The sequence below is a fragment of the Flavobacterium azizsancarii genome (assembly GCF_027980145.1).
Classification (GTDB): Bacteria; Bacteroidota; Bacteroidia; order Flavobacteriales; family Flavobacteriaceae; genus Flavobacterium; species Flavobacterium azizsancarii.
Genome location: NZ_JAMZNK010000015.1, coordinates 79,213 through 101,022, shown reverse-complemented (window position 1 = coordinate 101,022; position 21,810 = coordinate 79,213). Strand labels below are relative to the sequence as shown.

Sequence of the window (21,810 nt, the reverse complement as noted above, 5' to 3'; positions counted from 1 at the left end):
TTGGTCGAATAAACCTATCTTTGCACAGAATTTTAGTACTTAAAACTAGAATCTTAATACCTAAGATATGTTATTCGAAGATTTATCACTTTCAAAAAGTATACAAAAAGCCGTATTTGAAGAAGGCTACCTTAACCCTACTCCTATTCAGGAACAATCTATCCCGATTGTTTTGGCAGGAAGGGATTTAATTGGTTGCGCACAAACCGGTACAGGAAAAACTGCAGCATTTGCAATCCCAATCATACATCAATTACACCGAATTGTAGGCTCAACAAAAAAAGCTAAAGTAATTCGTGCTCTTATAGTTACTCCAACACGTGAATTAGCGGTTCAGATTGGACAAAGTTTTGATACTTATGCCAAATATACTAACCTGACTCAATTGACGATTTTTGGTGGGGTTTCGCAAAATCCACAGGTAGATGCGTTAAAAAATGGAGTTGATATTCTGGTTGCAACACCAGGAAGATTATTAGACTTACAAAAACAAGGTTTTCTTGATTTAGATCATTTACACACTTTAGTTTTAGACGAAGCAGATCAAATGCTGGACATGGGTTTTATAAACGATGTAAAAAAGATCGTAAAACTAACACCTAAAAACCGTCAGACTTTATTGTTTTCTGCAACAATGCCAATTGCAATTCGCGAATTAGCCGAAATGTTTTTGCAGGATCCTGCAAAAGTCGAAGTTTCTCCGGTTTCATCAACAGCAGAAAACGTTGAACAGCGTGTTTATTTTGTTGAAAAAACAGAAAAGAGAAATTTATTATACCATTTAATAAAAAACGAAGATTTATCGAATGTTTTGGTTTTCTCAAGAACAAAACACGGAGCTGATAATGTTGTAAAAGCACTGAGAAAAAATAATATCGCAGCCGAAGCAATTCACGGCGATAAATCTCAAAATGCAAGACAACGTGTTCTTGATGCTTTCAAAAATAAAGAAGTTGGTGTTCTGGTTGCTACAGATATTGCTGCCCGTGGTATTGACATTGATCAATTACCATTTGTAATCAATTTTGACTTACCAAACATTCCTGAAACTTACGTACACAGAATTGGACGTACAGGACGTGCCGGAAACGGAGGAATTGCAATTTCGTTTTGTAGTAAAGATGAACACGGATATTGGAAAGACATTCAAAAACTTATAAAAGTGGATGTTAAAACCATTACTGATCATCCGTATCAATGGCATGCAGGAAGTCCTGAAGCAGTGGCAGAGAAACCTAAAAATTCAAACCGAAGCAGTGGAGCACATAAATCCAGAAAGTCAGACGCTTCTAAGCAAAATAAAAAACGCTGGTATTAGTATTAGCATACTATTATTGTAAATAGTTCTGAACACGAATTTCACAAATTAGCACAAAGTTTAATAGTTAAAATTAGTTTGAAAAATTAATTTAACGAAAGAATTAGTGGCAATGAATGAAATTCGTGTTTATTTGTTTATACTCAACTCGTTTTTCGCCTCATTTATTAAATAGCTTATAATTTTAAACAATTTAATAGGTTCAAATGGCTTAATAATAATATCATTGATTCCAGACGAAATTGCTTCATCAGTAATTTCATCCTTGTCAAAAGCTGTCAGAGCTACAATAGGCGTTCTTATCCCTTTTAAACGAATTCTTTTAGTAGTTTCAAAACCATTCATCAAAGGCATATTAATATCCATTAAAATAAGATCAAAATCTTCTTTTTCTAATATATCCAAAGCGCCAAAACCATCGTCAACTACTTTACAGATATAATTATTTTTTTCGATGATCTTCTTTGTTACCAATTGATTTATGAGATTATCCTCTACAATTAAAATTCTATAAACTTCATGTGATGTTAAATCAACTTCGATTTCATCAATAATATTTTTTGTTCTCTGAGGATCATATTCAAAAGGAATAACAAACAAAAACGAGGTTCCTTCGCCAACATTACTTTCAAGACTTATTGTACTGCCAAAAAGCCCTAACAATCTTTTTACAATACTCAGGCCTAAACCAGTTCCCTGATAATCCTCGTCATTTCTGCCAACCTGAACAAATTTCTCAAAAATTTTCCCCTGATCTACAATTGCAATCCCAACGCCATTATCTTTTATAAGAAAATCAAGAAAATAGATCTTTCCCTCTACCTTCTGCAGCTTTACAATAATCTCAACTTCTCCATCTTTGGTAAACTTTAATGCATTACTCACTAAATTCATAAGAATTTGTGCAAGCCGCAACTTATCCCCAATTAAATATTCCGGAATCTCAGGATCTATAGTGATTGAAATCTTATTATTATTTTTTTGAGATAAAAAAGAAAGAGAATTTTTGATCATTGTAATTTCATCTGAAATATTAAATGTCAAATTTTCCAATACCACTTTATTCTCTTCAATTTTATTAATCTGGAGAATATCATTTACTAATGACAATAAATAACGCGCTGAAAATTTCAGGGAACTCAAATGCTGGCTTCGGGATAATTCTTTATGTTCTTCAAGCAACATATTAGTAATACCAACAACACCATACAAAGGAGTGCGCAATTCATGGCTTATAGTCGAAATAAACTGAGTTTTGAGCAAAGAGGCTTCTTCTGCAATTTCTTTTGCCTGAAGGAGCTCTAAATTATGTTTTTTCTTGAATTTTATATTTTTTACTAAAGTGATAATTAAAAAGAGAAGAATAAGGGAAATCAGAATAAACAGAACAACTATTATTCTTGATTTTTTAAGACTTTGGTATTGTGAATCTTTTTCATTTTCTATTTTATCTATCTGTCTTTTATATTCATCCAGTTCAAGACTAAAACCGGCACTCGAAGCTTTCTTGAGTTTTTCCTGATTGTACAATTCATCAGTAATTTTATCATATAAAGCGAGGTTTTCATAAGCTTCTTTGTGCCTTTCGTTTTTATTCAAAAACTTCGAATATTCTAAATGAGCGAATGCCAGATCTGATTTCTCTTCACTGTTTTTTCCGGCCCTTATTGCTTTCTTAAAAAAATCATTTGCTGATACATTTTCATTTTTATGACTCATGTACATCCCGTTAAGCATATTAACTACAATACCAGTAGATCTGTCACCGTATTTTTGGATATTATTGCCTACAAATTTCAAATAAGGATATCCTTCTTCGTATTTACCAATATCAAAATAGGCCCAGGCTATATTTACATTTGTAAAATAAACCTGGCTCATGTCATTAATTTTTAAACCGTAAGCAATTGATTTTTTATAGTAACTGATGCCTTTATCAAATTGTTTTTTTTCGAAACAATATATATTCCCTAAATTATTATAAAGACTGTATTTTATAGAATCGTTGTTTGTTTTATTAGCATAAAACAAACCTTTATTATAGAAGAAAATTGCTTTATCAAACTCTGATAATTCACTGTAATTACCAGCAATAATTTTGTATGATTTTGCTATTAAATAATTATTCTTGGCTGCTGTAGCATAATTTAGTGCTACTCTGGAAGTAATTAATGATTTTTCGAAATTGGCTTTCTTATAATCATTCCATGCTTTTTTTACAAGTGCTGTGATTTTCTCATCTGACATGCTTTCAGATTGCGCACTTGCCGAATTGGCGAAACAATTCAGGAGTAAAAACATCAATAAAAAATTCCGCATTTGGGGCATCAATCGGCTAATTTTATCAAATATACACTTAAAAATAAAAAAAAGCTGTATTTCATTAAAAAATACAGCTTTTCTTTATTTGCTTGCTTATTACTTAATATTTCGATATGTTTTTATTTAAAAAACATCGAATATCTTATATATTATCTGAAATAACATCCTGTCCATCCGGAATGTCATCCATATCATTATCATTTTCCCATTGCCCAACAACAGAAGTTGCCAATGCATTCCCTAATACGTTTGTAGCACTCCTGAACATATCACAAAAGTGATCTATTGGCAAAATCAGGGCAATTCCTTCTACAGGAATTTTAAACATTCCACAAGTAGCCGCTACAACTACCAAACTTGCTCTTGGTACTCCGGCAATTCCTTTACTGGTTAACATTAAAACCAGAAGCATAACCATTTGAGTTCCCAAATCTAAATGCACACCATAAAACTGAGCAATAAAAATACTTGCAAAGGTCATGTACATCATACTTCCGTCAAGATTAAATGAATATCCCAGCGGTAACATAAAAGATACAATTTTATTTTTTACACCAAAATCTTCTAATTCTTCTGTTAATTTTGGAAAAACAGCTTCACTGCTCGTTGTTCCAAAAGCAATTGCTACAGGTCCAACAATACGGCGTAACAACTCTGTCATTCTTCCTTTCAGGAAAATATAACCTACCAGAATTAAAACTACCCAAAGCGTACTTATTCCAATTAAAAACGATCCGAAAAATTTAAAATAGGTAATCAATAACTCTTCTGCATCCCGTATTGCAAATACTCCGGCAATTGCTCCAAAAACTCCAATTGGAGCGAAGTTCATCACATAATTTACCATTTTTAAAACGATATGCGATATTTTATCAAAAGCATTAATAACCGGCTTCACAGTACTTCCTAACGAAGCTGCAGCCAATCCAAAAAATATTGCGAATATAACGATCTGCAAAATCTCATTAGTCGCCATTGCCTCAAAAATACTTTTAGGAACAATGTGTTCAATAAAATTTTCAAAAGACAATATTTTTGTTTTAGCAGTTACCTCAGATGCAGCCGCCATATCTACATGATCTAATTTCAGACCAACTCCCGGCTGTAAGATATTTACATAAAACAATCCTATTAATAATGATATAAAAGAAGCTGTGAAAAACCATCCAAGAGCCTTTCCTCCAATTCTTCCTACTGTTTTTAAATCTCCAAGTTTAGCAATCCCCACAACTAAAGTTGTAAATACTAAAGGAGAAATAATCATTTGTACCAATCGGATAAAAATGGTGGCAAGCATTTTTATTTTATCACTAAATGATTGCGCTGCCTCGGCCGAAATCGAGTTGTGCAATATAATTCCTAAAGTTGCCCCAAGAACCATTGCAATTATAATTTGGCCCGTTAACCCTGAAAGAAATGATTTTTTTTTGGTTTCTTTTACTTGCATTAATTTATTTATTTAGAATTAAAATACCAAGACCCTCACTGTCTTAATTTTTATTAATATGTTTTGTTGATCAAATAAAAATCAGCCAAAACAATTGCGGCCATTGCCTCTACAATAGGCACTGCACGCGGAACAACACACGGATCATGACGGCCTTTTCCGGTCATTGGTGTGATATTACCTTTATTATCTAATGAATCCTGAGTTTGCATAATAGTCGCAACAGGTTTAAAAGCTACTCTAAAGTAGATATCCATACCGTTACTGATTCCTCCCTGAATTCCTCCGGAAAGATTTGTTTTTGTAGTTCCGTCAGGATTGTATAAATCATTATGTTCACTTCCTTTCATTTCAGAACCAGAAAATCCGCTTCCGTATTCAAAACCTTTTACAGCATTTATAGAAAGCATTGCTTTTCCCAGCTCAGCATGTAATTTATCAAAAACAGGTTCGCCTAAACCAACCGGAACATTTTGAATCACGCATGAAACTATTCCACCAACAGTATCTCCCTGTTTACGGATATCACGAATGTATTCCTCCATAATGGCTGCTGATTTTTCATCAGGACAACGAACAGGATTACTTTCTATTTTAGAAAAATCCAAATCCTGATATGGCGTATCTAAATGAATTGGCCCTACAGATGAAACATAAGCATTGATTTTAATTTCAGGTAACATTTGCTTTGCAATTGCACCGGCTACTACTCTGCTTGCTGTTTCTCTCGCTGAGCTTCTTCCGCCACCGCGATAATCACGAAAACCATATTTTTGGTCGTACACATAATCAGCATGACTTGGTCTGTAATTATCTTTTATATGAGAGTAATCATCAGATTTCTGATTGGTGTTCGGGATAATAAAACCTATTGGCGTTCCAGTAGTTTTACCTTCAAAAATTCCGGATAAAAACTGAACTGCATCCGGTTCTTTTCTTTGTGTTACAATTGCTGATTGTCCTGGTTTTCTTCGGGACATTTCAACTTCAATTGCTTCTAAATCAATTTCAATTCCTGATGGACAACCATCGATAATTCCGCCCAAAGCTTCACCATGAGATTCTCCAAATGTTGTAACCTTATATAGGGTGCCGTAGCTATTTCCTGCCATTGTAATTTGTTTTGAGCAAATGTAAGTTTTATGAATTAAATTAAAAAATTTAAAATTAGTATTATTAAGTAAAGGTTAAGTAGTTTAAAAATTACAATTTAATAAAATTGTCGCCAAATTGGTAACCTTTTGATAAAATATAGCTCGCCAGAGTTTCTTTTATTTGTTAAACTTCAAAAAAAGAAAAATTGAAAAAACGAAATGTCGAACTGGTCATTCTCTCAGATGTCCATTTGGGAACTTACGGAAGTCACGCTAAAGAACTAAACAACTATCTATCAAGCATTAAACCCAAAACATTAGTCCTGAACGGGGATATTATTGATGCCTGGCAATTTAGAAAATCATACTTCCCAAAAGCACATTTAAGGGTCATTCAAAGAATAATTGGTATGGCTTCCAAGGGTACAAAAGTGTATTATATCACTGGAAATCACGATGAAATTCTTCGAAAATTTAGCGACATGAACATGGGAAATTTTGCTTTGGTCGATAAATTAGTTTTGGAATTAGACGATAAAAAAGCCTGGATTTTTCACGGAGATGTATTCGACGCGTCTGTACAGCACTCTAAATGGATTGCAAAATTGGGCGGATTGGGTTACGATTACTTAATTTTAAGCAATCGATTTGCGAACTGGTGTTTGGCAAAAATTGGGCGTGAACCTTATTCTTTTTCTAAAAAGATTAAAGCAAGCGTTAAAAAAGCAGTCAAATTTATATCAGACTTTGAAACTACTGCCACAGATTTAGCCATCGAGAAAAAATACGATTATGTGATTTGCGGACATATACATGAACCAAAAATTGTAACAAAAGAGAACAAACACGGCTCTACTTTATATCTAAATTCCGGCGATTGGGTAGAAAACCTGACAGCACTGGAATACCATAAAAAACGATGGAAATTATACTCTTACGCTGAAAGTAACTTTACTGAAGAAGAAAACCTTTTTGAAATGGAGGATATTTTAAGTTCTCAGTTAATTTCTTCTATATTAAAAAACAACATCTAAAATTAAAACTGCATTACAGATAAAAAGCTACTTCCTATACTCCTGGTTAGTTTCAAAAATGTGAATTATATAACAATTTTCAAAAATAGTATACGTTTGAAAATTATACGACACAGTACATTTGAAAAAAATTAATAACCATTTTTATGAAAAGAATCATTTTATCTGCCCTTATGCTATTAGGTCTAGCGTTTACGGCTCAATCGCAAGAAATTTCGAAACACGCTTTAGGGATTCGTCTGGGAGACAATAACGGATTTGGGGGAGAGATATCATATCAATTAGGATTAAACCAAAAAAACAGACTGGAATTTGATTTAGGCTGGAGAAACAGCAGTGATGTTGACGCGATTAAAGGTGTTGCTCTTTACCAATGGGTTTGGAACATCGATGGCGGATTTAACTGGTATGCTGGTGTTGGTGGTGGTATCGCTGCTTGGGATCACGATTATTATAACAACAATTTTAAATATAATGACAGCGGAACTTATGTATTCGCAGCCGGAGATATTGGTATAGAATATAGATTTAGCGAAGCTCCTATTACATTATCACTAGATGCAAGACCGGAAATTGGATCAGGATATTATGATGATGACAACTTTGGATTCGATGTAGGATTGGGTGTTAAATTCAGATTCTAAATAAAAAATAATTATAAAAAGAAATCCTGTCGTTTTTAAGCGACAGGATTTCTTTTTTGTTTTCAATCTTGAGAGAAATCGAAGTATTGATTAAGAATGCATTTTAACGCAAAGTGCGCAAAGTTTTTTATATGCTCGATTTTATAAAAAGTAAAGTGCGCAAAGCTTTGTGTCGAAACAGCTTTGCGAACTTTGTGTTTTCTAAGTGTATTATTATAAAAATCTTAGCGCACTTTGCGGTTAAATTCTCAATCTAACCTAAAAAAAGTGCTTATTTAATGATAATCTCTTTTTTAGAATGTATTTTTACTACCGTATAAGGATATGTTATTACCTGCATAACCATAGCATCCGGAGCAGGATTTAGTTCTTTTACTGTAATGATAATATTTTTATCTGTTTCCTCTACTTTTTCAACCTCAATCGAGTAACCTCCGGTATTCTTTTCCCCCATATTCAAAACAACATAGTTCGAATTGCTAATGTCATCATGTTTCATTTTTTCGGCCAGATGAGGATCAGTTTCTAACATTTTGATTTCGTTTGGTTCAGTCAAAATTTCAAAAAACTTGATATTTCCGCCACCGTCAGATTGTTCCGTTAAAACTTCATATAAAGATTTCGAACCCGAATCTGATGTTTTTTTTACTCCACACGACATCAAAACAAAAACCAATAAAACCGTAAGTACTTTTTTCATTTGTATTTATTTTAATAATCTAGCTTTTATAATCATCGATAGCTCTTTGATACAAAGCTTCGTATTTAGGCAATATGTTTTTGATGTCGAATTTTTTAGCAACCTCTAATGCATTTTCTTTAAACTGATTTAAGACTGCATCATCTTTAAGGATTTTAATTGCATTTGCAGCCATTTCATCCACGTTACCAACATCACTCAAATAACCTGAAAAGCCATCGAAATTAACTTCCGGCAAACCTCCGGAATTACTCGAAATAACAGGAACTCCGCAAGCCATTGCTTCTAAAGCCGCCAAACCAAAACTTTCAGTTTCTGACGGAAGTAAAAACAAATCGGTCATGCATAAAATCTTATCAATTTCATTACTGTTTCCAAAGAAAATTACTTTATCATAAATTCCCAGTTCCATACAAAGAACTTCTGCTTTCTCTTTTTCAGGACCATCCCCAACCATCATAAGTTTAGACGGAATCTCTTTCTGGATATTATAAAAAATCTTAATAATATCCGGAATACGTTTTACTTTTCTAAAGTTACTGATGTGGGTAATGATACGTTCATTTTCCTTCGCCATCACATAACGATGACAAGGTGCCTGAGGATCTTTTGCCATTTTATCCAACTCAATAAAATTCGGGATTACGCGTATTTTATTTTTGATCTTAAACAACTTCAAGGTATCGTCTTTCAAACTCTGGGAAACAGAGGTCACATAATCTGATTTATTGATACTAAAAGTCACTGCAGGTTTATAAAAAGGATGATTTCCTACCAATGTAATATCCGTTCCGTGAAGCGTTGTAATCATTGGAAGATTAATTCCCTCGTTCTTCAGCATTTGCTTCGCCATATAACCGGCATACGCATGCGGAATAGCATAATGCACGTGCAAAACCTCAATTTTATACAATTTTACCATATCTACCAATTTGCTTGACAAAGCCAACTCGTAAGGCTGATAATGAAAAAGAGGATATTCAGGAACGTTTACTTCGTGATAATGAACATTAGGATTCAAAAGTGCCAGCCTAACCGGCTGACTATAAGTAATAAAATGGATTTCGTGTCCGCGTCTGGCTAATTCAAGGCCTAGTTCTGTAGCAACTACACCACTACCACCAAATGTCGGATAACAAACTATTGCTATTTTCATGTATTAAATTTAATACTACGAAAGTACTCAAAAATAGCTTTTAATCGAAGTTTTAGATTGTTAGATTTTTGTGAAGATTAGATTTATCAGAGTATTAGATTATTAGACTAACTTAGAATCTTAGACTATCTTAGACATCAGATTACTTAATTTCTAATTCATCGAAAACCAAATAAAAGGCTCAATATTTTAACCAAACTCAAAACTCATATTCATGCTTATTTTCAGGAGCAGAAAAATTAATTTCCAAAAGAACCTTATGTCCCGCTGTCCGCTATATCTTTTCCTTGCTGGCAGCAGCAAGAAAAAGGATATCACTTCCATCGGGGCTAGATAAGAACTCTAGTTTTCATAAGAACTTCAATCCTAAACCCGACAGGTTTTAAAAACCTGTCGGGTTTGTTACGATCTTCCTTTGTCAGAGTTTAAAACCAAGAACGTAAGGAATTTTAAACTTTTTTTGCAAAGATTAATACGTATTTCGCGTAAAACAACCACAATCTTTCATTTCGACGAAGGACAAATCACACTAGAAACTCCGTACAGAAAGATCAATCTTTGTCGAATATTGGATGTGATTTACTGCGTCTGTTCGCTATCGCTCGGGACTCTTCCGTCGAAATGACAAAAAACACACAGATCCGCTTTAAACATAAGCTTTCGACAAAGCTCCTTACGCTCTTGGTTTTAAACTTTGACAAAGGTTTCTACACAAAACGCACGAAACCCGACAGGTTTTAAAAACCTGTCGGGTTTGTTGTGATGGCGGCAATCATGCCTTTTCTATATTATATAAATTCCTCTTAGAAAAACCTGCTATGCCAACTATCGGCAGCAGGAACTTCCCAAGACTCATTGTATTCTTCGATATTGTTCACCAGATTATTAAAAACAATCGTATTCTCAGATACTGATTTATCTTTAACCATTTTCTTGAAATCAATTAAAGGTTTGTGTGCGATATGTTCACCTAGTTTAAAAGTCACGTTCATTTTATCTAACAAATCAACGTTGTACTTTTTCTCTAAACTCTGGATAAATTCTACTGAGCTATCAATAGAACATCCTGTAGCCGCCTGCACATCCTGATTGACAGCCAAAATAATGAATCGGTTGTATTTCAGTTCATACGAAGCTTCTAAACTTGTTCCGTGAGCTGCCCAACCTTCAACAAAAGCTTTCAGGTCAATTTCTATTTCAGAAAATTCTTCCTCAGAAAATTTTCTGTTTGATTGATAAATCCAAATTTTGGACTCACCTGGTAAATCTTCAAAAGGTATATACATTTTTACTTTTGTTTTTCTTGTTTGTTTTTCTTGTTTCAGGTTTCAGGTTTCAAAACTTAAAACCTTAGCATCTTAGTAACTTAGAACCTTTTATAAATCTTGCGCATTAGCAATTAACTCAGCAATGTCCATCACTTTCACTTGCCCTTCTTTCTCCTGGTGCTTGATACCATCTGTTAACATTGTATTACAGAACGGACAACCTGCTGCAATAATATCCGGTTGTACTTCAAGAGCGTCTTCTGTACGTAATACGTTTACTTCTTTGTTTCCTGGTTCAGCATCTTTAAACATTTGCGCTCCACCGGCTCCACAACAAAGTCCGTTTGCTTTTGAGCGTTTCATTTCGACTAATTCAACATCCAGTTTTTCGATTAAATCTCTTGGCGCTTCATAAATCTTATTGGCTCTTCCTAAATAACAAGAATCATGAAAAGTAATACGTTTTCCTTTAAACTGACCACCTTCGATGGTTAATCTTCCATCATCCAGTAATGACTTTAAAAACTCTGTATGATGAACTACCTCATACTGACCACCTAATTCAGGATATTCATTTTTTAAAGTATTAAAACAATGCGGACAAGCCGTAACAATTTTTTTAGCTTCATAAGCATTCAAAACCTCGATATTCATCATGGCCTGCATCTGAAACAAAAATTCATTTCCGGCACGTTTTGCAGGATCTCCGGTACAACTCTCTTCTGTACCAAGAACTGCAAAAGAAACATTTGCGCGATTTAAAATTCGCACAAATGCTTTTGTAATTTTTTTTGCTCTATCATCAAAACTTCCCGCACAACCTACCCAAAACAAAACTTCTGGTTGTTTTCCTTCGGCCAGCATTTCTGCCATTGTTGGTACTACTAAACTTTCTGACATGTCTCTTTATTATTAAATCGGTTAATTGTTCATTTGGTTAATCGCTCTCTTGAAAAACCTTTTCCATAACATTAAAAACCGAACTTTTTATTTTTTACAATCGAATAAACGGTTAAATAAATAACTTTTTAAACTATTTTAATTCTCATTTTTCCAATTCAATCTGTCCTGCTGATTGTATTGCCAAGGCGCTCCATTGTTTTCGATATTCGTCATCATCGCATTTAACGGCATTGGAGCAGCACTTTGTTCCATAACCAGATAACGGCGCATATCCATAATAATAGACAACGGGCTAATATTTACGGGACATTCTTCTACACATGCATTACATGATGTACAAGCCCACAATTCTTCGGGAGTAATATAATCGTTTAATAATGTTTTGTTATCCGGAACAAAAACACCTTTATTAGCATCTATATTCTTTCCTACTTCTTGTAAACGATCTCTTGTATCCATCATAATTTTACGAGGAGACAATTTTTTACCGGTTTGATTGGCAGGACATGACGATGTACAACGACCACATTCTGTACAAGTATAAGCGTTTAATAGCTGAACCCAGTTTAAATCCTGAACATCACTGGCTCCAAATTTACTTGGCACAGCATTTTCATCTGCCGGAGCAGCAGCAAACGGATCGGCATTTGGATCCATCATTAATTTTACTTCTTTTGTAACCGATGCTAAATTATCAAACTGTCCTTCCGGATTTAAGTTTGCAAAATAGGTATTTGGAAAAGCCAAAAGAATGTGCAAGTGTTTTGAGAAGTACAAATAGTTCATAAAAACTAAAATACCTGCAATATGCAACCACCAAAAAACCTCAAACAACAATCCAACCAATTCATTTGACAATCCGTTAAACATTGGTGCAATAAATTGACTTATTGGAAAACTTCCTGCTTTATGAAAATGCGAAAATCCTCCGGGAACATTTTGCAGATGTAAATCTGAAGCATTCATCAATAAAAACAAAAGCATCAAAACTGTTTCGAAGTACAGAATGTAATTGGCATCACTTTTAGGAAATCCGTTTAAATCAGGATTAATAAAACGTTTTAACCTGATCACATTTCTTCTGATCCAGAAAACTACAACAGCAAAAATTACAAGTAGTGCCAATATCTCAAAAGAAGCAATCAAAATATCATAAACGACTCCTAAATAAGGAGCAAAAATTCTATGGGTTCCAAATAATCCATCAATAATAATTTCGATTAACTCGATATTAATGATTATAAAACCTACGTATACAAAAATATGAAGTATTCCGGCTACAGGGCGTCTCACCATTTTTGACTGCCCAAGAGCAATCAAAGCCATGTTTTTCCAACGTGCTTTAGAATTATCTTTTCGATTTACATCTACTCCTAAATTGATGTTTCGGATGATTTTTTTTACGCTCGATGCAAAAAAACCGAAACCAATTATAAGGAGGATAGCGAATAAAATATTATCTAAATAACTCATCTAATTATTTTTTAGTAGTTGAATCTGCTTCTTCTGCCGGTGCCACATATGGCTTATTTTTCTTTCCAAAAAGAGAAACATTTACGTAACGAGTTGGGTACAAACGAACGTCTTGCAATAACAGCTCTAACTCTTTTGAAGTTTTAGCAAGATTATTATACAAAGCATCATCATTTAATAATTTACCTGCAGTACCTTTTCCTGAGTTTAAGTTACTCATAATACCATCTACTTTAGCTAAAGTCTGGTTTAGGTTTCTAACTGTTTTTCCTAAATCGGCTTTGCTTAAAGAATCAGATATCTTATTGAAGTTACTTGACATTTTATTAAAGTTTGTCACTACTCCATTAATCTGACCTTTATTTGTATCCAAGATAGAATTAAGAGTTCCGGAAGCTCTGTGAAACTGCTCCATAGTCTGACTTAATTCTCCTAATGATTTTTTCAGGTCTTCTTGTCCTTTTTTATCCAGAACATTATTTAATCCGGAAACAAGTGTATTGATATTAAGCAGCATTAAATCTAATTTTTGCTGAATAGGCTCAATTTTACCTCCTAACGATTCTGTTAAGCCAAGCTCAACAACAGACTCAAGTGTCTGACCATCTACAGCAGGATCTTTATCCGCAAGATTAGGCATAATCTTTATTTGTTTTCCGCCAATTAAACTTGGAGAATATAAAGCTGCTTTACTTGTTTTAGAAATTGGAAAATCTGTTTTTAACTGAAGTTCAACTAATAACTTACCGGTTACTTCATTGATTTTGATTTTACTTACTTTACCTATTGTAAGACCATTTATAGTAACGGGTGCTGATGCTGACAAATCTTCAACATTATCATATTCTACATATAATGTCTGGTAATTTGTAAAAAGGTCTTTGCCTTTTAAAAAACTATAGCCCCAAATAAATAATAAAATCGACGCGATGACTAAAATAGCCGTTTTAATTTCTCTTGTTAGTTTCAAAATTCTTAGTGTTTTGTACAAAATTAATATAAATATTCGAACAAAAGGCTATTATTTAATCGCCTCTTGAATACTGATTTTTTCTCCGTCTTTATTTGCAATTAAAAAAGCAGCTCCATATCCTTTATCTTTAGCTTCTTCCAAATATTTTTTGGCAGTTGCATAATCCGAAGTTTCCTGATAGAAATATTTATAAATATTGTTTTCATACAACATTGTTACATTTTTCAGGCCTTTGAAGTTTTTAGGTTCCAGTGGTGTTTTTTTAATGCTGGCAATAAGCTGTACTTTAAAGAAAACTCCTTTTGGGGCATTCTTGGCAACTGCAGCACTTTCGACAATTTTATTTTTTACGGGGGTCGAAGTATCTTTTACCGGTCTCGCATCTATAGATTCGTTAGATCCGTTACCAAAGTACTCTCTTTTATAACTAATAATTGCTTCGGCAACGGCTTTTGCAATATCATTTTGTCCTTCTTCTGAATTTAGAATATTTCCTTCTGTAGGATTAGAAATAAATCCGGTTTCTACTAAAACTCTTGGCATATAAGCTTTATGAAGTACCATAAATGGCGCTTGTTTCACTCCGCCTTGTCTTAATTTTTTTCCCAGTTTTTCAAAATTATCTTCGATTTTACTTGCTAAAGAAATACTATTGTCTAAATATTCTTCTTGCATCATAGTAATTCCAATCATAGATTCAGGCGAATTAGGATCGTAACCTTCATATTTACGTTTATAATCTTTCTCAAGGGTAATTACGGAGTTCTCTTTTTTCGCCGCTTCAAGATTCGATGCCACTTTACTTAAACCCATTACATAAGTCTCAGTTCCGTCAGCAGCAGTATTTTTATTTGCATTACAGTGAATAGAAACAAAAATATTAGAATTGGCTCTGTTGGCAATATTCGCTCTTTCGACCAAATCGATAAAAACATCGGTTTTGCGGGTATAAATAACATTAACATTTGGGGTCGACTCTAAAATCTTTCCCACTTTTAGAACAATAGCCAAAGCAATATTTTTTTCGATCCGTCCGCTATAAACAGCGCCAAAGTCATGATCTCCATGCCCGGCATCAAGTGTTACCTTAAAAACATTTGATTGGCTGAATGCACAAAAAGACGATATCATTAGAAAAAAAGTAAATATTACTTTAATTTTGTTAAATATATTCATAAATCTAAAAGTTAATTTTAATAAAACGTAACTGCTATAATTTTTACAATTGATTATTTTTGACAAAAAATTATATGTAAGTTTGACATGTCAAAAAACAAGCCATAATTTTACAAAAATAGCATTTAAACCTTTGCATACAAACTTATTTAATATCGTTTTATTATCATTTTTCCTAACATTAGGATGTGGTAATTTATATTCGCAAGAGATAAAAAACAAAAAAAAAGCATTACCAGCTGTAAAACAAACAGATAAACCCAAAACTGTTGTTACAGATGTTGCTCCGCCAATTGTCGTTGACACCATAAAATTGGATACGGTAAAAACTAAAAAGAACTTTCTTGATGCTGTTACCAAGTACAAAGCAAAGGATTATGCCAAGTATGATAAGAAGGCTAAGACGCTTACTTTATACAACGAAGCAGAATTATACTACAAAGATGTCGAATTAAAATCTGGAATTATCGTTTTAAATCTGGAAAAAGATGAAGTTTATGCCGGACGTATAAAAGATTCTGCCGGAGTTTTGACGCAATATCCAAATTTTAAACAAGGCGCGAGTGAAGTTCAGCCTGATTCTATCCGATTTAATTTTAAAACAAAAAAAGCTTTAATTTATAATTCAAGGACTGAACAGGGAGAATTTAAAATAAAGGCTGCGATAACGAAAAAGGAAAATGACTCTGTTTATTTTCTAAAAGGGGCGCGTTTTACAACTTCAAAGGATATTGACAATCCTGAATATTATTTCCAGACGAGCAAAGTAAAATTTATTCCGGGTAAAAAAGTAATCACAGGTTTAACCAACATGGTTATTGCAGATGTACCAACTCCTCTTGCCCTGCCTTTTGCCTATTTTCCAATGAGTCAGGAAAAAAGTGTTTCCGGTATTATCATACCTAGTTATAATGACTCTAACACGAGAGGTTTTTCATTGCAGAATATGGGGTATTATTTTGCTTTGAGCGAGAATTACGATTTAACTGTTCTGGGAGATTATTATACGAATGGTAGTTATGCCATGCGCTTTGAATCCGCATATGCAGAAAGATATAAATACAGAGGAAATATAAACGTTCGTTTTGAAAATTTGATCAACAGTGAGCGTGGTTATCCTGATTACAGCAAACAATCTATTTATAATATCCAGTGGTCACATTCTAAAGACACTAAGTCGAATCCTAATTCAAGTTTTTCTGCTTCTGTGAATATGGGTAGTAGTAAATATTTTAAGCGATCTATTAATCAGGCGAACATTGGGTCTAATCTAAATAATACTTTAAGTTCATCTATTTCCTATAATAAAACTTTTAATACAATACCGCAAGCCCGTATCTCATTAACGGCAACGCACCAACAAAACACTCAAACAGAAGAGATCCTGATGACATTACCGGCTTTACAAGCAAGTGTTGATCGTGTATATCCGTTTGTTGGAAAAGACGGTGTTAAAAAAGGATTTATAAAAAACATCAACTTACAATATAACTTAAGTGGTAAAAACAATTTTAAAACAACAGATTCATTGTTTTTCAAACCACAAATGTTCAGAGATGCTCAAATAGGAATGCAACACAGTATTCCGATTAGTACAAACTTTAAAGTATTTAAATATTTTAGTGCAGGAGCATCGACTAACTATCAGGAAACATGGGTAACCAAAACTATTGATAAAAATTACGACAATTCTCAGGGTAAAGTCGTAGACAATGTTGTTAATGGATTTGATGCCTACAGAACTTATAATTTCAGCACCAACCTGGGAACTACAATTTACGGTACTTTCAATTTTGGAGAAGATAAAAGAATTCAGTCTATTCGTCACGTCATGCGTCCGACTGTAACTTATGCTTACACACCAAGTTTCGACCAGTATTACAACAATTATACTGTTGATGCTTCAGGAAAAATCTCTACATATTCAAGATTCGATGGTGGTATTTTTGGAGCTCCGGGTAAAAGCAACTCAAACATTGTATCATTTGCTTTAAGCAACACGTTTGAGGCAAAAGTAAGAGACAGAGACAGCACAAAGACGGAACCTAAGAAAATTATGCTGTTGAACAATTTAAACTTCAGTACAAGTTATAATTTTAATGCTGACGGAAAAGAAACTTTAGCCTGGCAACCTGTTCTTGTAAGCGGTGGAACTCAGTTTTTTGATAATAAAATGAATGTCAATTTTGGGGCAACACTGGATCCTTACGCTATAGATAATGGCGGAAAAAGAATTAGTACTTACAACATCGATAATGGCGGAAGTTTGTTCAGAATGACTAGTGCAAACGTGACTTTAAATTATTCTTTCTCGAATAAGGGAACCGGAAAAGATCAGGATAACAAACAAAGTGAGCGGAATGGTGGTCGAAAGGATGATTTGTTTGGAACAAATACGGACTTGAATGACAGTCGAAACAGCCAGTTTGCAAATGAAAAGGATGATGATACAGATGTTATAACGGAGTTTTTTAACTCTAAGATTCCTTGGGATATGACAATGGCGTATTCCTTAACGTATTCAAATGTAAACAGGGAAAATAAAATCACAGGAAACTCTATTATGATATCTGCCAATATGGATATTACCCCAAAATGGAAGGGCGGAATTTCAACTGGTTATGATTTAGTACAAAAGGGTGTTACTTTTACCCAATTTCGTTTTGAGCGAGATTTATTAAGCTGGAGAATGGCTTTTAACTGGAGTCCTCTGGGTGTAAACGCCAACTGGAATTTCTTTATCGGAATCAAATCGGGAATGCTTAGTGATATTAAATGGAATAAACGCAGTACGTCTAATCGCTAATATCTCTCTTTTAAACATACACTATTCTTGTATTCGATTATCAAAAAAATTAAGTTTAGAGATTTAATCTTAATTTCATTATTTTAAATCACAATTCTTTATTTGAGAATTTTAAAACTATTATTATGAAAAAAATCATTTTTACAGACAAAGCTCCAGCACCAATTGGCCCATACAACCAAGCTGTTTTATCAGGAAATACACTTTATGCTTCTGGTCAGATTGCAATAAATCCTGCCTCAGGAGAAATTATTACTGATAATATCAATGATGAAACAACACAGGTAATGCAAAATATTGCTGCGATTCTGGAAGCTGCAAATATGACTTTCGAGAACGTTGTTAAAGCAACTATCTTCATTATGGATATGAATAATTTTGCTGCTATAAACGCCATATATGGTTCTTATTTTGACGAAAAAACGGCTCCTGCACGTGAAACGGTTCAAGTAGCCTGCTTGCCTAAAAATGTAAATGTAGAAATTTCTATAATTGCAGTGCAATAGCATTTAATAACAATTGTGCCGTTGCTTCGTTTGTTGCCAGCGGCACATTATGTACATCGCAAACCCAGAGCAGCATATTTATATCTACTTCATGAGCATGGTTTGTCAGTGGGTCTTTAAAAAAGAAAACGATTTTAATTTTGCCTTCTGCTACTCTGGAAGCAATCTGAGCATCTCCGCCCATCGAACAAGGAAGCATCTTTTTTACCTTAAATCCTGATTTCTCCGCATTTCTTCCCAGTAATCCTGTTGCAATAAGTTTTATTTTATCGTGTTGCAGTGTAACTTCGTTTTTTATTAAAAAATGAATCATATCTGCTTTCTTATTATCATGGGCAATTATCGCAATTAACGTCTTTCTTTTCATGATTTAACAATAAATATAGTACCAAATTTACGTCTAAAAAGCGAACAAACTCACAATAAGACCATGAATATCAAATATTTAAATAAACCACAATAAAAAACAGCAATACTATTATTATGGCGAATTTAAGGCATAAAAAAAACCGTTTCAGTAACGAAACGGTTTTTGAATATATTTAAATAATGTAAATTCTATAATTGCAAAGCGACAGCATTTAGTAACAACTGGGCAGAAGCTTCATTTGTAGCTAATGGTACATTATGTACATCGCAAACACGAATAAGCATATTAATATCGACTTCATGGGCATGGCTCGCCAGAGGGTCTTTAAAAAAGAATACCATCTCTGTTTTACCTTCGGCTACACGCGCAGCAATTTGCGCATCACCTCCCATTGGTCCTGAAAGCATTCTTTTTACCTTAAATCCAGCGTTTACAGCTTTACTTCCGGTAGTTCCTGTTGCGATCAGCTTAATATTTTCCTGAAGAAGAAGAGTTTTGTTTTTATTCAAAAACTGAACCATATCTGCTTTCTTACCATCGTGAGCTATAATAGCAATTTCCATATTTTACTTTTATTATTGATTAGCAACATGATAAGCTATTAAACCATCAATAGGTCTTCTTAAAACATTTCCTAATTGAAGCTCATATTTATCAAATATTTCCTGTAATTCGTCTTTCAGATAAAAAGCAATTGAACCTACAAAATGAACTGGAACTTCTTTGCAGTTATCATATTGTTTGATGTAGTTTTTTACGAAAGATTTCATTCCTTTGAAAATAATTTTTCTACAAAACTCTGTGTCTTTATGTTTGATTAAAAACTTTGCAAAGGTTGCTAAATAAGCATTTGGATTTGGCTCTTTGTATAATTTATTCTTGATATAATCAGGATCTAAATCATACTCTTTTTCAAATTCAACCGCCAATTCTTTAGGCATTTTATTGAAATAATATTTTCTTATTAATTCTTTTCCAAAAACATTTCCACTACAATCATCCATAGCAATATACCCTAATGATTGTACTTTTTGATGCAATACTTTTCCATCAAAATAACTGCAATTAGAACCTGTACCCAAGATACTCACAATTGCTGCTTCTCCTTTTGGAGTAGTGGCATAAACTGCTGCATAAGTATCTTCATGAACTTCTACAATAGCATTCACGAAATATTCCTGGAATATTTGCGAAAGTTCTGTTTTCATTCTGTCAGTTCCACAACCTGCTCCGTAAAAGAACAAATGTGTGGCATTTTTTTTATTTTGTAATATATCGAAACGGTCATTTAATCTTTCGATAATTTCAGGACCGTCAAGAATTTCAGGATTTAACCCTAAAGTTTGTGTGGTGAATAATACTTTTCCATTATCATCAATTGCAATCCAATCGGCTTTAGTAGATCCACTATCAACTATTAATTTCATTTTATTTAGTTTTTGGATTAGGTTTTCTTTAGCTAAATAAAAAGTGTGTTTTTTACATTAATTAAAGAAGTAACAAAATATGAAAAATCCCGTTACTTTGAGATAACGGGACTTTACAAAAATATATAATATTATTTTAAACCTGCGATATGTACAGATAAATCAATTAATTTACTAGAGTACCCGTATTCATTATCGTACCAAGATACTAATTTGAAGAAAGTTGAATTTAAACCGATACCTGCTGTAGCATCAACGATTGAAGTTCTTTTATCAGAGATAAAATCCTGAGATACTACTGCATCTTCAGTATATCCTAAAATACCTTTTAATTCATTTTCAGAAGCTTTCTTTAAAACAGCCATAATTTCTTCGTAAGAAGTTTCTTTAGCTACTTTTACAGTTAAATCTACTACAGAAACGTCAGCAGTAGGAACACGGAAAGACATTCCAGTTAATTTTCCATTCAAAGCAGGAATTACTTTTCCAACCGCTTTTGCAGCTCCTGTAGAAGATGGGATGATGTTGATGCTAGCAGCACGTCCACCTCTCCAGTCTTTTCTAGAAGGACCATCAGCTGTCATTTGAGTTGAAGTTGTTGCGTGAACAGTTGTCATTAAACCTTCAACAATTTCGAAATTATCGTGAATAACTTTAGCTAAAGGAGCTAAACAGTTTGTAGTACATGAAGCATTAGAAACAACAAGATCAGTTGCTTTTGCGCTTTCGTGGTTTACACCCATTACAAACATTGGAGCATCTGCAGACGGAGCAGAAATAATTACTTTTTTAGCACCACCTTTAATGTGCTCATTTGCAGTTTCGATAGTTGTGAAGATACCAGTACATTCTGCAACTACATCAACATCAACTTCGTTCCATTTTAAGTCAGCTGGATTTCTTTCTGCAGTAATACGGATATTTCTTCCGTTTACGAAAAGTTTTCCTTCTTTTACTTCTACAGTTCCGTTGAAACGACCGTGAACTGAATCATATTTTAATAAATAAGCTAGGTGATCAACATCTAATAAGTCGTTGATTGCTACTACTTCTACATTATCTCTATTGAAAGTTTCTCTAAAAACGATTCTTCCGATACGTCCAAATCCGTTTATTCCTAATTTTACTTTTGACATTTTTCTTAATTTTTGCTTTTGTTTTTATTACACTACTTTAAAGTCTAATTTCCTCAC

General features: G+C 33.5%; 19 protein-coding genes. 5 read left to right on the top strand and 14 right to left on the bottom strand.

Annotated features, from left to right (window positions below):
* Positions 1 to 67: 67 nt before the first annotated feature.
* On the top strand, positions 68 to 1,318 hold the full coding sequence (locus tag NJT12_RS11405) for a DEAD/DEAH box helicase (protein WP_271336036.1): 1,251 nt from the start codon (positions 68 to 70) through the stop codon (positions 1,316 to 1,318).
* A 129-nt stretch (positions 1,319 to 1,447) separates the two neighbouring features.
* Here the strand turns inward: NJT12_RS11405 and NJT12_RS11400 are convergent, their stop codons facing one another.
* From NJT12_RS11400 to aroC, 3 genes are all read right to left on the bottom strand, one after another.
* Positions 1,448 to 3,646, bottom strand: coding sequence for a response regulator (locus NJT12_RS11400; RefSeq protein WP_271336035.1), 2,199 nt, complete (start codon positions 3,644 to 3,646; stop codon positions 1,448 to 1,450).
* Positions 3,647 to 3,782: 136 nt separating this feature from the next.
* Entirely contained in the window at positions 3,783 to 5,087 is a 1,305-nt protein-coding gene (locus tag NJT12_RS11395; RefSeq protein WP_271336034.1) for a dicarboxylate/amino acid:cation symporter, read from the bottom strand.
* Between the two features lie 53 nt (positions 5,088 to 5,140).
* The gene (gene aroC / locus NJT12_RS11390; RefSeq protein WP_271336033.1) at positions 5,141 to 6,199 is read right to left on the bottom strand and encodes a chorismate synthase; all 1,059 of its coding nucleotides are present in this window, start codon (positions 6,197 to 6,199) and stop codon (positions 5,141 to 5,143) included.
* A 188-nt stretch (positions 6,200 to 6,387) separates the two neighbouring features.
* On the opposite strand from aroC, the gene NJT12_RS11385 reads away from it, so the two are divergent.
* Together NJT12_RS11385 and NJT12_RS11380 are read left to right on the top strand one after the other, a co-directional pair.
* Positions 6,388 to 7,215, top strand: coding sequence for a UDP-2,3-diacylglucosamine diphosphatase (locus NJT12_RS11385; protein WP_271336032.1), 828 nt, complete (start codon positions 6,388 to 6,390; stop codon positions 7,213 to 7,215).
* Between the two features lie 146 nt (positions 7,216 to 7,361).
* Positions 7,362 to 7,859 (top strand): hypothetical protein, encoded by a 498-nt coding sequence (locus tag NJT12_RS11380; RefSeq protein ID WP_271336031.1) that lies wholly within the window; start codon positions 7,362 to 7,364, stop codon positions 7,857 to 7,859.
* A gap of 271 nt (positions 7,860 to 8,130) precedes the next feature.
* On the opposite strand, the gene NJT12_RS11375 is transcribed toward NJT12_RS11380, so the two are convergent.
* The 7 genes from NJT12_RS11375 to NJT12_RS11345 all read right to left on the bottom strand — a co-directional run bounded on the left by NJT12_RS11375 (position 8,131) and on the right by NJT12_RS11345 (position 15,508).
* A complete protein-coding gene (locus NJT12_RS11375) occupies positions 8,131 to 8,559 on the bottom strand; it encodes a protease complex subunit PrcB family protein (protein WP_271336030.1) in 429 nt (142 codons plus the stop codon).
* A 19-nt stretch (positions 8,560 to 8,578) separates the two neighbouring features.
* Entirely contained in the window at positions 8,579 to 9,715 is a 1,137-nt protein-coding gene (gene bshA, locus NJT12_RS11370; protein ID WP_271336029.1) for an N-acetyl-alpha-D-glucosaminyl L-malate synthase BshA, read from the bottom strand.
* A gap of 803 nt (positions 9,716 to 10,518) precedes the next feature.
* Entirely contained in the window at positions 10,519 to 11,001 is a 483-nt protein-coding gene (locus tag NJT12_RS11365) for an ABC transporter ATPase (protein WP_271336028.1), read from the bottom strand.
* Positions 11,002 to 11,091: 90 nt separating this feature from the next.
* Positions 11,092 to 11,883, bottom strand: a complete 792-nt coding sequence (locus NJT12_RS11360) for a (Fe-S)-binding protein (protein ID WP_271336027.1) — start codon at positions 11,881 to 11,883, stop codon at positions 11,092 to 11,094.
* Between the two features lie 138 nt (positions 11,884 to 12,021).
* Positions 12,022 to 13,359 (bottom strand): 4Fe-4S dicluster domain-containing protein, encoded by a 1,338-nt coding sequence (locus NJT12_RS11355; RefSeq protein ID WP_271336026.1) that lies wholly within the window; start codon positions 13,357 to 13,359, stop codon positions 12,022 to 12,024.
* 4 nt (positions 13,360 to 13,363) lie between these two features.
* The gene (locus NJT12_RS11350) at positions 13,364 to 14,329 is read right to left on the bottom strand and encodes an MlaD family protein (RefSeq protein ID WP_271336025.1); all 966 of its coding nucleotides are present in this window, start codon (positions 14,327 to 14,329) and stop codon (positions 13,364 to 13,366) included.
* A 51-nt stretch (positions 14,330 to 14,380) separates the two neighbouring features.
* On the bottom strand, positions 14,381 to 15,508 hold the full coding sequence (locus NJT12_RS11345; protein WP_271336024.1) for an N-acetylmuramoyl-L-alanine amidase family protein: 1,128 nt from the start codon (positions 15,506 to 15,508) through the stop codon (positions 14,381 to 14,383).
* Positions 15,509 to 15,557: 49 nt separating this feature from the next.
* Between NJT12_RS11345 and NJT12_RS11340 the strand changes: the two genes are divergently transcribed.
* Positions 15,558 to 18,314: a putative LPS assembly protein LptD gene (locus NJT12_RS11340; RefSeq protein WP_271336023.1), complete on the top strand. Its 2,757-nt coding sequence runs from the start codon at positions 15,558 to 15,560 to the stop codon at positions 18,312 to 18,314.
* Between the two features lie 125 nt (positions 18,315 to 18,439).
* Positions 18,440 to 18,820, top strand: coding sequence for a RidA family protein (locus tag NJT12_RS11335; protein ID WP_271336022.1), 381 nt, complete (start codon positions 18,440 to 18,442; stop codon positions 18,818 to 18,820).
* On the opposite strand, the gene NJT12_RS11330 is transcribed toward NJT12_RS11335, so the two are convergent.
* The 4 genes from NJT12_RS11330 to gap all read right to left on the bottom strand — a co-directional run bounded on the left by NJT12_RS11330 (position 18,801) and on the right by gap (position 21,753).
* Entirely contained in the window at positions 18,801 to 19,187 is a 387-nt protein-coding gene (locus tag NJT12_RS11330; RefSeq protein WP_271336021.1) for a methylglyoxal synthase, read from the bottom strand. The two genes, NJT12_RS11335 and NJT12_RS11330, sit on opposite strands and share 20 nt — an antisense overlap.
* A 191-nt stretch (positions 19,188 to 19,378) precedes the next feature.
* Positions 19,379 to 19,753: a methylglyoxal synthase gene (locus tag NJT12_RS11325; protein ID WP_271336020.1), complete on the bottom strand. Its 375-nt coding sequence runs from the start codon at positions 19,751 to 19,753 to the stop codon at positions 19,379 to 19,381.
* Positions 19,754 to 19,765: 12 nt separating this feature from the next.
* Positions 19,766 to 20,617 (bottom strand): N-acetylglucosamine kinase, encoded by an 852-nt coding sequence (locus NJT12_RS11320; protein WP_271336019.1) that lies wholly within the window; start codon positions 20,615 to 20,617, stop codon positions 19,766 to 19,768.
* A 131-nt stretch (positions 20,618 to 20,748) separates the two neighbouring features.
* Entirely contained in the window at positions 20,749 to 21,753 is a 1,005-nt protein-coding gene (gene gap, locus NJT12_RS11315) for a type I glyceraldehyde-3-phosphate dehydrogenase (protein WP_271336018.1), read from the bottom strand.
* Positions 21,754 to 21,810 lie beyond the last annotated feature (57 nt).